Raw genomic sequence first — 14,871 nt, forward strand, 5'->3', positions numbered from 1 at the left:
AGCTATGAACGAAACTCTCACCCTCGAAATCCTCTTCTGGTTCGCCCTGTTCATGGTGTTCTACACCTATCTGGGCTACGGCATCGTCCTCTACGCGCTCGTCAGGCTGAAAGAGCTTTTCGTGAAACCCGTGAAACGGGTGCTGCCACCGGACAGTGACCTGCCGGAAGTAACCCTCTTCATCACCGCCTTCAACGAAGAAGACGTGGTGGACGAAAAGATGGAGAACAGCCTCGCCCTGGACTACCCTGCGGACAAACTCCGCATCGTCTGGGTGACGGACGGAAGCGATGACGGCACAAACGACCGTCTCCAAACCCGCTGGAACGGAAAAGTAACCGTCTACTTCCAGCCGAAACGGCAGGGAAAGACAGCCGCCATGACACGAGGAATGACACTCGTCCGGACCCCGCTTGTCGTCTTTACGGACGCCAACACGATGGTCAACAGCGAGGCAATCCGTGAAATCGTACTGGCTTTTCAAAACCCGAAAGTGGGCTGCGTGGCAGGAGAAAAACGTATAGCCGTACAGACGAAGGACGGAGCAGCCGCCGGAGGCGAAGGCATCTACTGGAAATACGAATCGACACTGAAAGCGCTCGACTCCCGTCTCTACTCAGCTGTAGGCGCTGCCGGAGAACTGTTTGCCGTCCGCCGCGAACTCTTCGAACCGATGGAACCGGATACGCTGCTCGACGACTTCATCCTCTCTCTCCGCATCGCCATGAAAGGATACACCATCGCCTACTGCACCAACGCCTACGCCATCGAAAGCGGATCGGCAAATATGGGTGAAGAGGAAAAACGGAAAGTGCGCATCGCTGCCGGAGGATTACAGTCGATCTGGCGTCTGCGCCCGTTGCTGAACCCTTTCCGTTACGGAATCCTTAGTTTTCAGTACACGTCGCACCGGGTATTGCGCTGGTCTGTCACTCCATTCCTGCTGTTTGTGCTGTTGCCGCTGAATATAGTCGTTTTACTGCTGGGCGGATCTCCCCTGTTTTATGGCACCCTGCTGGGGTTACAGATTCTTTTCTACGGAATGGGATACTGGGGATATTACCTCTCTACCAGACAAATAAAGAATAAAGTACTGTTTATTCCCTATTATTTCTTATTCATGAACGTGAATGTGCTCAAAGGAATCGGCTACCTGAAAAGAAAAAAAGGAAGCGGAGCGTGGGAAAAAGCAAAACGCGCGGAAAAATAAGAACAGAGAAACAAATCTTTTATTATCTTTGCATGAAACAGAATCTTATAAATCTAATCGGACAAGCATGAACAGAACATTACATGAGGCGGATAATGCGCAGAGGATACTGAAACTGACTGCCGACACCATGCTATTAGTCGATAGAAATGGCATTTGCATTGATATTGATATTCATAGCAATTTATGGTTTTTGCAAGAAGAGAGGCTCTTAGGAAAAAATATATTCGAATTAATGCCCGAACATACCCGGGAGAAGGTCTACAGCACCTTCGAAACCGTACTCCGGGAACAGCGCAGCATCAGCAAAAACTACAAGCTGGAACTGAAAGATGATACCTATTACTTCAAGTGTATCATGTATCCTTACGATGACAACGTGCTCTGCCAATATCGGGACATCACCCAGCGAAGCAACGTGAAACGCCAGCTGGAGCAGGTCAACAGGAACTTACGGGAGATACAGAAAGTGGCCCAGATCGGACAGTGGATGTACAACACATACGACAATGTATTCTATTATATGGGCTACACCGGAGTGTTGTGCGAAGAGTCCTCCCGAAGTATCTCTCTTGACAACTACCAGCAGCTTATTGTCGAAGAAGACCGCCTGAACTTCACCAACTGGTGCCGCAAAAACGAGGAAGGTCCCAACGAGGAGAGCATCAGCTACCGCGTCCGCGTTGCCGGAGAGATCTACTACATGCGTCTGCAGGCCTATCTGCGCGAAGAGCTGCCGAACGGTAGCTGCAACATCGAAGGGTACATCCAGAACATCACCTACATACAGCGTCACAGAAACGATATCAACACGCTGACACATGCCATCAACAACGCAAAGGAGAGTATCTTCGCCGCCAAAGAGGATGGCACGCTGATCTTCGCCAACCGCCAGTTCCTCCAGAATCATGGCATTCCAGAAAGTGAGGAGATCGGCAAACTGAAAATCTACGAAATAGCCGGGGACATGAAAACGGAGAATGACTGGCAGGAACGCTGCAAAGATATTCTTCACGGAGGAAGCAGAAGTTTCATCGCCCATCACCCCTCGAGGATAAGCAAAAACATACTGGCTTACGAAGGGATCATGTACAATGTCACCAACGACTCCGGAGAGGAAAGTTACTGGTCGTTCTCACACGACATCTCCGAACGGCTGCACTATGAAGCGCAAATCAAACGGCTCAACCTGATCATGGATACCACCATCGACAATCTTCCCGCCGGAATTGTCGTCAAGGAGGTCAACAATGATTTCAGATATATCTACCGCAACCGGGAATCGTACAACCGGGACCTGTGCGTCGGTGAAGCTATCGGCAAGAATGACTTCGACTACTATCCGCCCGAAGTGGCAGAAAAGAAAAGGGAGGAAGATGTACTGGTTGCCACTACCGGACAAGGACTCCACTGGACGATGGAGGGAAAAGACAAAAACGGAAACCAGCTCATTCTGGACAAGCGGAAGATACGGGTGGACGGGGACGAACTATCCTCTCCTATCATTGTCAGCATCGAATGGGACATCACGGAACTGGAAAAGATCAAACGGGAACTTCAGACATCCAAGGAGAAAGCCGAAATGTCCGACAAACTGAAATCTGCTTTCCTCGCCAATATGAGTCATGAGATACGTACTCCGCTGAATGCCATCGTCGGCTTCTCGCATCTGATCGCCGAAAGTGAAAATACGGAAGAACGGCATACATTCTACGAGATTGTCGAGGCCAACAACGAACGTTTGCTGCAACTGATCAACGAGATTCTCGATCTTTCGAAAATCGAATCGGGCATTATTGAGTTCACCAGCGCACCGGTAAATATCCACAGCCTGTGTAAGGAAGTGTACGATGCCCACGTCTTCCGTACTCCACAAGGGGTGAAGCTAATCTACGAGCCATCCGAAAATGGTCTGGTGATAGAGACTGACAAGAACCGGGTGTTCCAGGTGTTCTCGAACCTGATAGGCAACGCGTTCAAATTCACAAAGGCGGGCAGCATCAGCTACGGATACAAGCTGGTGAACAAGCAGGTTGTTTTCCACGTGACTGACACCGGTACGGGCATCGAACCGGAGAAAATAGAACGTGTGTTCGAACGTTTTGCCAAACTGAACAACTACGCGCAGGGCACAGGACTGGGACTGTCTATCTGTAAAACAATCGTTGAACGGTTGGGTGGCGAAATCTCTGTTTCTTCGGTGGTAGGCAAAGGGACGACTTTCACTTTCACGCTGCCTTACGAATCGGATCAAGCATCCGGAGATAGGGAAGAACAGGAAGGGAATGCGACGAATGCAAACGGAAATCCGAGTGATACGGCAGCCATGGGAACGTTCGCTGAAACGTCTGTCCAGGATGCTTCCGGCAGCGTGTCCGGAAATACAGAGGAAGGCTGTTCCGAAGGTAGTTCCGCTGATGCCTCTCCCAGCCAGCAAACGATTCTGATAGCAGAAGATGAGGACAGCAACTTTGATTTGCTGAAGGCCATTCTTGGAAGGAAGTACAGGCTGATACGTGCCCGGGATGGTATGGAAGCCGTCATGTCATACGACGAAGCGAAGCCGGACCTTATCCTGATGGACATCAAAATGCCCAATCTCGATGGTCTGGAGGCCACAAAGATTATTCGTGAGCTCTCTACCACTGTGCCCATCATCGCACAAAGTGCTTATGCCTACCAGCAGGATCAGATAGCTGCTATGGACGTCGGCTGCAATGACTTCATTGCCAAACCGATCTCGCAAGCGAAGCTCAAGGATATGATTAATAAATGGTTACCGTAAAATGAAAGCCTTCTATAGATTACTCTACTATCTGTCTATCTTGCTGACAAGTATTTTGGCTGGTTTCACATTAGCCGGAGCCTTTGCCGGAGATGCTTCACCGGACAGCTTTACGCTAATGCCTTTTATCGGATTGATTTTGCCGGTACTTTTGCTGGCTAATGTCGTCTCTGCGATCTATTGGACGGTCCGCTGGCGATGCTGGGTTTTCATTCCTTTCATCGCCATATTGGGAAACTGGGGATACCCGACTCGTGTTCTCCAGTCTCCGCTTTTTGACTCAGCTTCCCAACCGAATACTGAATCTTTGTCTCTGAAGAAAAACGAAAGAGGCACCGAATCAGCACTGACTATTGCCACCTATAACGTTAACAGCTTTAATCACGAACACACAGGTTTCTCATGCAAGGGAATCGCTGCTTACATGAAGGAGCTCGGTGTAGATATCTTCTGTTTTCAAGAGTTTGGGATCAATCATGAATTTGGTATTGACAGTCTTCGCACCGTTCTTTCCGAATGGCCGTATTACTATGTACCTTCTTCTCCTGCCGGGGAGAGTCTTTTGCAACTGGCTGTGTTCAGCCGTTATCCTATCAAGGAGAAACAGCTCGTCACCTACCCAAATTCCAACAATTGCAGCCTGTGGTGTGATATCGACATCAACGGCCAAACAATCCGTCTGTTCAACAATCATCTGCAGACTACAGAAGTCAGCCGCAACAAGCGCAAACTGGAAAAAGAACTTCGTGCGGACGATACCGACCGTGCGGAACGTGCCGCTCTCACCCTTGCCGGTGGTCTGCACGAGAACTTCAAAAAACGTGCTGTACAAGCTAAACAAATCAATCAACTGATTTCCGATTCTCCCTATCCCACCCTGGTATGTGGTGACTTCAACTCTCTCCCTTCTTCATATGTATATCAAACGGTAAAAGGAGAAAAGATGAATGATGGTTTTCAGACCTGCGGACATGGGTATATGTACACCTTCCGATATTTCAAGCATCTGCTGAGAATCGACTATATCCTCCATTCGTCTGAGTTTCAAGGGGTGGATTACTTCTCTCCGGATTTGGAGTATAGTGATCATAATCCGGTGGTGATGAGGATGAGGTTATAAGCTTTACGCTGCATATCACTATATAGTAAGGCAACAAAAAAGCCGGTTAACTCATTATGAATTAACCGGCTCCCATTAAAATAAAATCCTTCTTTTTAACTTTAAAACTTGTATTAGAAAGTAACTTTTACTCCTAATTGCATAGACCATGCACTACCAATGGTATTGGTATATTGCCATGATGATCTTTCTTTAAAAGCTTCACGTGAATTAGCATTTATCTGGTAAGTCAAGGGTTCACCAACTTTGCTGGCAGTTTTTAATAACTGTACATTGTCATAACTCTTGAGACCACAAGATTGATATGCTCCCCATTTTGAATTAATCATATTTCCTACATTCAGCATATCAAGGCTAACCTGTATTCCATATTTACGCCCACCTAAAGTTGCATAAAAATCCTGAGCAATTTTAAAATCAAAGCGATTAATCCAAGGTGTTAAAGATCCATTACGTTCCACATATTTTCCCTTACGATCTTTAAGATAAGAATCATTGTTCACAAAATCCCAAAAATCTTTAGCTTGATCTACAGCAGAATAAGTAATAGCACCACTTTTATCTGTAATATCAACAAAGGTCATTTCATCCTGAGAGTTAGGCACGTATATTAAATCCGAATAATTGCCATCACCATTCATATCATTATAATATGTATAGGAATAACGTCCAGTATGATATCCTGAATAAAATAACGAGAACGTTGTCTTTAAGCATTTAGCATAATTGATTTCATAAGAAGCATTAGCAATAATACGATGGGGCGTAGAAAATAAAGAATAAGATACTCCAGGATCATTCAATGAATTTACTGCCACATTATTTTGCCATGCTGAATTAGGTGCTGACCCAGGATTTGCAGTCAGATCTTTAGCCATTGTATAAGTATAGCCGATAGACCCTGTAAAACCAAAATCGTATTTCTTTGTCAAAATAGCATTAAAAGAATATTGATATCCTTTATCTTCTCCATTAGAAAGTTTTACTACTACATTCTTACCATTAGTATAATCATTATACTCGTATTTTTTTGAAGCCCAATAAATACGATCCGGTTGTTCATTATACACACCCGTAGGCTCAGCCTCATTCATATTGATCTGCGCAACATTATAAATATCTCTTGTATACATTGCTCCAACAGATAACATAAAATCATACGGCAGTTGAATATCCACATTCAAATTACTACGCCAAACTTGCGGCATCTTAAACTTAGGATCTACATATGCTATAACATCAGGTGCTTGCTCTGAAGGTGTAGAAGGAAATAAACTGGGATATTTCTGCAGAGTTTCTCTATAATTAGGATTAAAACCAAAGTCAGCAGGTAAAGAGCCCGGATTTTTTTGTGTATTATACTCTACCATATTTTGGTATAAGCCCGAATTACTTGGTTGATTAGTGAACCATACAAAAGGTAACAATCCAGTAAAGATTCCTGTACCTCCTGATACAATTACGGAGCGATCACCTTTTACATCCCAATTAAAACCGACTCTTGGCGAAAACAAGACTTGTGTCTTCGGCCACTTAGAAATATCGACATGAGTATTATTTACAAAAGCTAATTCCTCTATTGACTTGTTAGAATCCAATGAATTCATATATATTGGCATATCCAGACGTAAGCCATATGTCAAACGAAAATTAGGAGTAAGAGACCATACGTCTTGGGCATACACACCAGCCATTCCGAATGTCAACTCAGAACCTGGAGCATCATTACCATTATACCCATATGTAATACCATAAATGGTAGGTACTTTTCCCTGCATAAAATCATCCATTGAATCATAACGATAATATCCGTAAGGGCCTCTCAAATAAGAATTTTTAAAATATTGGCGTTCAAAAGAAACGCCAGCAAGCAATTCATGTTTTCCTAATGATATACTCACATTATCAACAAGACTAAATACATTATTGATAACCTGATTATTAGGAGTAAACACTTCTGTACCTAAAGTTATATATTGCTTTCCGTCCTTATATATATCGACAAAAGGAAAATCAGAGCCTTTCTGCTCGCGTGTATCACTAATATGAGTATATGTGGCTAACAGTTTATTCTGAACATTATTCGAGAAACGACTATTTAACTCGCCTGTTATCGATGTTACTACGTTTTTCATCTTATAGTTTGAATTACCAAAAGAAAAGGCATCCAAACCATAACGATTAGAATTAGTACTAGTTATAATAGTGGACTTAGCGCTTACTTCTCTGTCATCTTCTGAGGAAACAGAATTAAAACGCACTGTCAACTTATGGTTCTGATGTATATTCCAATCAATACGGGCCATTAACTTCCAATTATCACTTTGGAAATTATTGAAGTTCTCATACTGTCCGGGGTCATAATCATATTTAGTTTTAACAAAGTCACTGATAGTACGCATATCACCCACCCAAGTACGTGAGATACGTTTTCCGCTATCCCCTGTTCCATTTTGATCTTGATTAGGAAGCCAAGTTACCCCCGGAGTTTCCTTATTTTCAATTTCAGCATTCAAGAAGAAGAAAAGCTTATTCTTAATGATTGGACCTCCAAAAGTTACACCATATGAATGAGAGTTGTATTCTTTTGCTTTAAGAATATCCTCACCGTCAATAGAACTCCCTGCAAATCCTCTTGGTTTATGATAAGTATATGCAGTACCCGAAAATGAGTTTGTTCCACTTTTTGTTACAGCATTAATAGAAGCACCTGTGAAGTTGGAATATTTAACATCGTAAGGAGAGACATTTACAGTAATCTCATCGATTGCATCTAAAGATATGGGTTGAGAATCTCCTCCAGGCAAATTATTAGAACTTAGTCCAAAACTATTATTAAACGAAGCACCATCAATCGTTATATTGTTATAACGTCCATCACGCCCCGCAAAAGAACTGCTTCCACCTGCATAAGGAGAGAGCTTTGTGAAATCTGTTATACTTCTGTTAATAGTAGGTAAAGTGTTCATCTGACGTTCACTTACATTAGTAACGGTACCTATTTTTTCAATAGTTTTTGGTGCTGTTACTACTACTTCATCCAACAACTCTGAACTTTCTTTCAAAGAAACATTCAATACGTAGTTTTCTCCTAATGACAACTGGATGCCCTTGTAAATGGCTGACTGATAGCCAACATAGGTGATTTCGACTTTGTAAGGGCCACCCGTACGCATACCTTGCAGATTGAATTGCCCACTGACATTGGTCACTGTACCATAGCGGGTACCGGAGGGCTCGTGAATAGCAACGATCGTTGCTCCAATAATAGGTTCATCTTGTGCTGTTACTTTACCACTCATACTTGCTGTGGTAACCTGCGCACTCATCGTAGCAGTAATCAGTAACATTACGACCACTAAAAAAGACCGCATTCTCTTCAACATAATGTAATTTATTAGTTAATACTAATTGTTTGTTTCATTGAAACTGTGCACAAAGATAATTAATATTATTTAGACTTAGATGACAATTATGCTACATTCTTTTAAGAGAGATAAACATTTTATTGCTTTCGAAAACAATAAAGGCCCTGCAATGCTTGCAGAGCCTTTCATTTTCGTATATTAAGCGAGATTTAACTTGTAATCTGTCAGCAAATACTAGTCAGTCATTAAGTTTCTGTAACGAACACGCTTCGGCTCTTCATTGCCCAGACGTTTCAGTTTATTCTCTTCATACTCTGAATAAGAACCCTCAAAGTAGAATACATTTGAATCTCCTTCGAAAGCTAAAATATGCGTACAGATACGGTCGAGGAACCAACGGTCGTGAGAGATGACTACCGCACAACCGGCAAAGTCTTCCAAACCTTCCTCCAAAGCACGAAGGGTGTTCACGTCAATATCATTGGTCGGCTCATCGAGCAATAACACGTTACCTTCTTCTTTCAGAGCGATTGCCAAGTGCAGGCGGTTTCTTTCACCACCGGAAAGAACACCACAAAGTTTTTCCTGATCGGCACCGGCAAAGTTGAAACGGGACAGGTACGCACGTGCATTGATATCACGTCCGCCCATACGGATCAAATCGTTACCACCGGAGATTACCTGATAGACGCTCTTGTTCGGGTCAATGTCTTTATGTTGCTGGTCTACATAGGATACCTTTACGGTCTCTCCTACTTCAAACTCGCCTTTATCCACCGTTTCCAATCCCATAATCAGACGGAAAAGGGTTGTTTTTCCCGCACCGTTAGGACCGATAACGCCAACAATACCATTAGGAGGAAGCATAAAGTTCAGATCGTCAAACAGCAGTTTGTCACCGTATGCCTTCGCTACGTGTTTGGCCTCGATCACCTTATTACCCAGACGGGGACCGTTCGGAATAAAGATTTCCAGTTTCTCTTCTTTTTCCTTCAAGTCTTCGTTCAGCAACTTGTCGTATGAATTAAGACGGGCTTTTCCTTTAGCCTGACGAGCTTTCGGAGCCATGCGCACCCATTCCAACTCACGTTCCAGTGTTTTGCGGCGCTTGCTGGCAGTCTTTTCTTCCATCTCCATCCGCTTGGTCTTCTGTTCCAGCCACGACGAATAGTTTCCTTTCCATGGAATACCTTCACCACGGTCAAGTTCGAGAATCCATCCGGCAACGTGATCCAGGAAGTAACGGTCGTGGGTTACAGCGATTACTGTACCTTCGTATTGCTGGAGATGCTGTTCCAGCCAGTCGATAGATTCAGCATCCAAATGGTTGGTAGGCTCATCAAGCAACAGTATGTCCGGTTTCTGCAATAGCAAACGGCAAAGGGCAACACGACGGCGTTCACCTCCGGAAAGATTTTCCACCGGCTGATCTTCGGGCGGACAACGGAGTGCATCCATAGCACGTTCCAGTTTGCTGTCCAGATTCCACGCATCGGTTGCATCGATAATATCCTGCAGCTCTCCCTGACGGGCGAAAAGAATATCCATCTTGTCCTGATCTTCATAATATTCAGGCAAACCGAATTTCTGATTGATTTCTTCGTATTCTGCCAGTGCGTCAACAATTGGTTGCACACCTTCCATTACTACTTCTTTTACGGTCTTTGTGTTGTCCAGATAAGGTTCCTGTGCCAGATAGCCCACAGAATATCCCGGAGAGAAGACTACTTCCCCCTGATAGGATTTCTCCAAACCTGCGATAATCTTCAATAAGGTAGATTTACCGGAACCATTCAGACCAATAATACCAATCTTCGCTCCATAGAAGAACGACAGGTAAATGTCTTTCAGTACATTTTTATTTGGTTGGAAAGCTTTGCTCACTCCCACCATTGAGAAGATGATTTTTTTATCGTCAGCCATATATTAATGATTGTATATTGTTGATAATGGCACAAAGATAAGAAAAATGTTTGAAATGCTTTGGAGTTCTAAAAAAATGTTCTACCTTTGCACCCGCAATTCGAAAGAAAGCACAAAGGATTGATTCGCTAGCTCAGCAGGTAGAGCACAACACTTTTAATGTTGGGGTCCTGGGTTCGAGCCCCAGGCGGATCACTAAAAAAGAAGAAAAGTCTCTGATAATCAATGGTTATTGGAGACTTTTCTTCTTTTATTCGTATATACGGATAAGAGATATTAATGCTGATCGCTACTCCTCCGATGATGAAAATATTCTCCACCCCCAGCCTATCGGCAATAAAACCGGTTAGCAGCAGACCGATGACAGAAGGGAACTGACTGATACTTCCATACAAAGGAAAGATACAACTTTAGGAAATAGCAGAAATGAACATTTGTTAATAAAAAGATGCCTATTCCGGACAACTGCTTACCGGAAAAATAGCTTATTTTTGCAAGCAAAGCAAGAATAGACAAATGGTTGAATCCGAAATAAATAAAAGATATTGCCAAAGTTGCGGAATGCCGCTTCGCTTTGATGTGGAAGAATATCTAGGTACTAACTCTGACGGTTCGAGAAGTGATGAGTTTTGCTATTATTGCCTGAAGGAGGGAAAATACATTGTCGACATATCCATGTGGGAAATGATCGATATCTGGATAAAATATACAGATAAATATAATGAATATGCAGATACGGACTATTCTCCGGAAGAACTGAGGAATATACTGAATAAACGGCTTCCTACACTGAACAGATGGCGGCAAAAGGTGGAAACAAGCTATCTGCATCACAAGATGATTCAGAACATAATAGTGTACATCAACTGTCATCTGACGGAGATATTGGATACTGATACACTGAGTTCAATGAGCGGGCTGTCCAAATACCATTTCAGAAGAGTGTTCCTTGCCGCTACCGGAGAAAATATCGGCAGCTATATACAGCGTTTGCGCATTGAACATGTTGCACATTTGCTGATCTCAACAGACTATACACTGAAACAAATAATAGAGCAGACAAGTTATCAGACTAAATCCAGCATTGCTAAAGCTTTTAAGAAACATTTTGGTATATCAACTTCCCAATACAGAGAAAAGCATAAACCGAACAGTAAAAATCCGGCAACGGATATCGAGCCGGAAATAAAAGTGATCAGCCCGATGAAGATATTCTGCATTGAAGTAGGAGAAGCGTATAAAAACAAAATAAAATACCAATTGCTATGGAATAAACTACGGCATTACGCCAGACAGTATGAAGCCGATCAGCGGTATGACAAGTTTATCAGCCTTAGTATGGACGATCCGTCAATCACACCTACAGATAAGTGCAGATTCTATCTGGGTATTACCATTCGCGATGATTCAAAAGTGAAAACGATGCCGGGGATCATGCAGATACCCGGTGGACGGTATGCCATATTCAGGCATAAGGGAAGCTATTCTTCTTTATACAAAGCGTACAGGATGATTTATGAGGAATGGTTCCCGAAAAGTAAATACCATCCTCAAAGTACATCCAGCTTTGAGGTATATATGAATCGTCCGTCTACTACAGAAACATCGGAGTTGCTAACAGACATATATATACCGGTCATACGGAAGTAATCATCATTAAAAACAGAATCTATGGCAAAGATATCAGAAATCATGCTTTTACAGCAACCGGAGCAGCCTGCTCTGGCTATCGAAGTGCAAACCGACATGAAAGGAATGCCACAAGCTATCGGAGAGAACTTTGTAAGAATCGACACTTTATTCAAGGAGCAAGGGGAAGTGACCACCAATATTCCCTTTGTCGGGTACCCCGACTTTGAAAGCCTGACCGAAGAACATGTAAGAATGATTATCGGATTGAAATCGTCGAGAACTCTACAAGGGACCGGAAACATAAAGTCTGTCATCATCCCCGCCAGAAGAATAGTCTCATGCTTGCACAGAGGAAACTACAATGAATTGGCACAACTGTATAACGAGATGGCCGAATGGATAAAGACAAATGGATATAAGGCTTCCGGAACATCAATAGAATATTATTACAGTAATCCGGATGTGCCCGAAGAAGAACATGTCACAAGAGTTGAAATGCCTTTGCTATAAAAAACAGGAGACATGCCTACAATTGCTGAAACGACATAATTACGCTGTGACAAAAGCCAGCCGTGTTAAAAGCCAATGGATATGCGGCCTGACGTTTCCATCTTCCATTCCTTTGAATTCTTGTCATACTGATATTCAGCACCGACACTTACTTCCGTATTCTTTTTCACATCGACCGATATGGAGGCTCCCATCCCCGTATGTGGAAATATCGGATTATAAGCCGGAGGAGGCGTATTGCCCCAGATAAAGTACTGTCCCCAGACATTTAGACGGACATTTCTGGCCAAAGTATATTGCATCCTCGTATACATTCCTGCTATATCTTGCCTCGCTATAGGCAAAACCAAGTAGTATTGCCGGCTATAGGCACCTCCTGCCTCAACGAAAAATCTTTGGGAAGGTACCCAGCGCACTCCGGCATTGACTGCCATATATTGTCCTAATCCCAAATAAGTTTTCTGTTCCGCACTCCCAATAAAAGAAAGTCGCCCATTCATCGGATACCACCGGAAGTTATAAAAATCCGTCAATGTCGGATTACTTTCCAGCAATGCAGGAAAATCATAAAAATAAGGAGATAAGCCCGATGCAGGGTTTGAGGGTGTCAAGCCGTATGACTGCGTGGACTTATCATCTGCTGCTTTCTTTTTGACCTCCATATCCGGCAACTTCGGTTCTATGTCTTTTGTTTCAAGCAATAAACGTCCGCTTACTTCCGTAGAACTATTTTTCTTTTGCACGTCTACTTTATTCTCCTTTTCTACAGTTTGGGAAAAGGCAGCAGTAACACATACAGAAGTTACAAAAACGAAAACAACAATTGTTCTGACCATTATATTCTCCTTTCCTATATCAAGGCTATATTATTAATACAATTATCCGGTCAAAAGCTCAATAGTCAATAACATCTTTTTTATTTTAAAGAGATGATAGATCGACGGACAGTTTCTGCCATTACTTTGGCTCCCTTTTCATTCGGATGAATGCGGTCCGGAAAAAGTTCGGGCATTCCGTCCATAGCAGTATGGAGGTCTATGACAGACAGGTTGTTTTTCCTGGCAAGTTTCCTTATCATCGGGATGATCTCTTTGGAGATAATATCATCGTTGATACCGTCACCTGTCAGATAGGCTTTGGAAGGATAGCAGAGATAAATCTTCGGTTGTGCCGGAAGGGCTTTGAAGGCATCAATCATTGTCTGCGCATCTTTCATAAAGTCGGCTTTGTATTTCCAGTTGAATGATTTACTGTCGTTTGTCCCGAGTTTGATAACAACGATATTAGGATTGAAAGCTAATGCATTCTTGTAGGCAAGTTCATTCATATACGGATGATCTCCTTTGTTCAACATAGTGCGGGCACTTACTCCGAAGTTTTTCACCCAGTAACCATCGCCCAGCATACGAGACAATACGGAAGGATAACTATCGCGGCTGCGATTCTTTATTCCTGCTCCGAACGTAATGCTGTTGCCGATGCAAGCTACACGTACGGCATCTTTGCGGGGAGCTTTGAAGCTACGCAACCAAGAGGTCAGTTCGTTCTGCATTTCACTCTTGTAGAGGAAGTCTTCACGGATTCCCCAACCATGTCCGCCTGTGGGATAAATGTGGAGAACGGAGGGAACGCCTTTCTTATTCAGAGCCAGATAATAGTTGACTCCATTGGCAGGAGGAACGACTTTATCATCATCACTATAAACAATGAACGCACGGGGAGTTTCCTTTGTCACCTGCTTCTCGTTAGAGAATTCTTTTTCCAGTTCTTCAGAAGCATCTTTGCCCAACAGATTGTCATGAGAGCCCATGTGGGTAAAAGATTTATCCATCGTAATCACCGGATAGAAGAGAATCTGGAAATTAGGACGAAGCTCTTTAGGCGCATGTGTAGCGATTGTCGAAGCCAGATGACCTCCGGCGGAAGATCCCATGATACCAATATCATTCGGATTCAGATTCCATACGTCAGCACTGTCGCGTACCATTTTCATGGCGACTTCGGCATCAGAGATCGGGAGAGTGCGGTCCCCTTTCGGCATCCGGTATTTAAGAACGATCAATGCAATTCCTTGTTTGTTGAAATATGGTGCCCAGTCATACCCTTCATGATTGACCGCCAAGCCGGAGTATCCCCCACCCGGGCAAGCTACCACCGCACGCCCAGTTGCCAATTCCGGTGCCGGAAGAAAAACACGAAGAGAAGGTTGTTCAATATCAAATGGTTTTGGCGCACTTTGTGCCGAGGCTTGCAGACCTGCTAACAACAGGACGAGCAATACCCAAAAAGAAGAGATTTTTTGTTTCATAGTATCTGTATACTT

The 14,871-nt window shown here is 43.4% G+C and carries 9 protein-coding genes and 1 tRNA gene; 6 read left to right on the forward strand and 4 right to left on the reverse strand.

The features are described from left to right. The first annotated feature begins 4 nt into the window (after positions 1-4). The 3 genes from BLW31_RS04145 (at position 5) to BLW31_RS04155 (ending at position 5,115) form a co-directional block, all read left to right on the forward strand. Positions 5-1,210 (forward strand): glycosyltransferase family 2 protein, encoded by a 1,206-nt coding sequence (locus BLW31_RS04145; protein ID WP_010537808.1) that lies wholly within the window; start codon positions 5-7, stop codon positions 1,208-1,210. Between the two features lie 67 nt (positions 1,211-1,277). Continuing rightward, on the forward strand, positions 1,278-3,995 hold the full coding sequence (locus BLW31_RS04150) for a hybrid sensor histidine kinase/response regulator (RefSeq protein WP_029425524.1): 2,718 nt from the start codon (positions 1,278-1,280) through the stop codon (positions 3,993-3,995). Between the two features lies 1 nt (position 3,996). Beyond that, the gene (locus BLW31_RS04155; RefSeq protein WP_010537806.1) at positions 3,997-5,115 is read left to right on the forward strand and encodes an endonuclease/exonuclease/phosphatase family protein; all 1,119 of its coding nucleotides are present in this window, start codon (positions 3,997-3,999) and stop codon (positions 5,113-5,115) included. 113 nt (positions 5,116-5,228) lie between these two features. On the opposite strand, the gene BLW31_RS04160 is transcribed toward BLW31_RS04155, so the two are convergent. After that, a complete protein-coding gene (locus BLW31_RS04160) occupies positions 5,229-8,501 on the reverse strand; it encodes a TonB-dependent receptor (RefSeq protein ID WP_008765900.1) in 3,273 nt (1,090 codons plus the stop codon). 216 nt (positions 8,502-8,717) lie between these two features. Beyond that, on the reverse strand, positions 8,718-10,406 hold the full coding sequence (ettA, locus tag BLW31_RS04165) for an energy-dependent translational throttle protein EttA (protein WP_010537804.1): 1,689 nt from the start codon (positions 10,404-10,406) through the stop codon (positions 8,718-8,720). 122 nt (positions 10,407-10,528) lie between these two features. Here ettA and BLW31_RS04170 point away from each other — a divergent pair. From BLW31_RS04170 to BLW31_RS04180, 3 genes are all read left to right on the forward strand, one after another. Further along, positions 10,529-10,601, forward strand: a tRNA-Lys gene (locus BLW31_RS04170). 321 nt (positions 10,602-10,922) lie between these two features. Then, positions 10,923-12,056: a GyrI-like domain-containing protein gene (locus BLW31_RS04175; RefSeq protein ID WP_029425523.1), complete on the forward strand. Its 1,134-nt coding sequence runs from the start codon at positions 10,923-10,925 to the stop codon at positions 12,054-12,056. 21 nt (positions 12,057-12,077) lie between these two features. Further along, positions 12,078-12,548 carry a GyrI-like domain-containing protein gene (locus BLW31_RS04180; RefSeq protein WP_010537802.1) on the forward strand — a complete coding sequence of 157 codons (471 nt, stop codon included), beginning with the start codon at positions 12,078-12,080 and terminating at the stop codon, positions 12,546-12,548. 65 nt (positions 12,549-12,613) lie between these two features. Here BLW31_RS04180 and BLW31_RS04185 read toward each other — a convergent pair whose 3' ends face one another. Beyond that, entirely contained in the window at positions 12,614-13,384 is a 771-nt protein-coding gene (locus BLW31_RS04185; RefSeq protein ID WP_010537801.1) for a hypothetical protein, read from the reverse strand. Between the two features lie 80 nt (positions 13,385-13,464). Then, positions 13,465-14,856 carry a GDSL-type esterase/lipase family protein gene (locus BLW31_RS04190; protein WP_010537800.1) on the reverse strand — a complete coding sequence of 464 codons (1,392 nt, stop codon included), beginning with the start codon at positions 14,854-14,856 and terminating at the stop codon, positions 13,465-13,467. Positions 14,857-14,871 lie beyond the last annotated feature (15 nt).

It is taken from the genome of Bacteroides faecis MAJ27 (assembly GCF_900106755.1).
GTDB classification, from domain to species: Bacteria; Bacteroidota; Bacteroidia; order Bacteroidales; family Bacteroidaceae; genus Bacteroides; species Bacteroides faecis.

Coding starts and splice junctions, on each gene's coding strand:
- BLW31_RS04185 (WP_010537801.1), bottom strand. CDS start 13,384: ATGGTCAGAACAATTGTTGTTTTCGTTTTTGTAACTTCTGTATGTGTT.
- BLW31_RS04175 (WP_029425523.1), top strand. CDS start 10,923: ATGGTTGAATCCGAAATAAATAAAAGATATTGCCAAAGTTGCGGAATG.
- BLW31_RS04145 (WP_010537808.1), top strand. CDS start 5: ATGAACGAAACTCTCACCCTCGAAATCCTCTTCTGGTTCGCCCTGTTC.
- BLW31_RS04180 (WP_010537802.1), top strand. CDS start 12,078: ATGGCAAAGATATCAGAAATCATGCTTTTACAGCAACCGGAGCAGCCT.
- BLW31_RS04150 (WP_029425524.1), top strand. CDS start 1,278: ATGAACAGAACATTACATGAGGCGGATAATGCGCAGAGGATACTGAAA.
- BLW31_RS04190 (WP_010537800.1), bottom strand. CDS start 14,856: ATGAAACAAAAAATCTCTTCTTTTTGGGTATTGCTCGTCCTGTTGTTA.
- BLW31_RS04155 (WP_010537806.1), top strand. CDS start 3,997: ATGAAAGCCTTCTATAGATTACTCTACTATCTGTCTATCTTGCTGACA.
- BLW31_RS04160 (WP_008765900.1), bottom strand. CDS start 8,501: ATGTTGAAGAGAATGCGGTCTTTTTTAGTGGTCGTAATGTTACTGATT.
- ettA (WP_010537804.1), bottom strand. CDS start 10,406: ATGGCTGACGATAAAAAAATCATCTTCTCAATGGTGGGAGTGAGCAAA.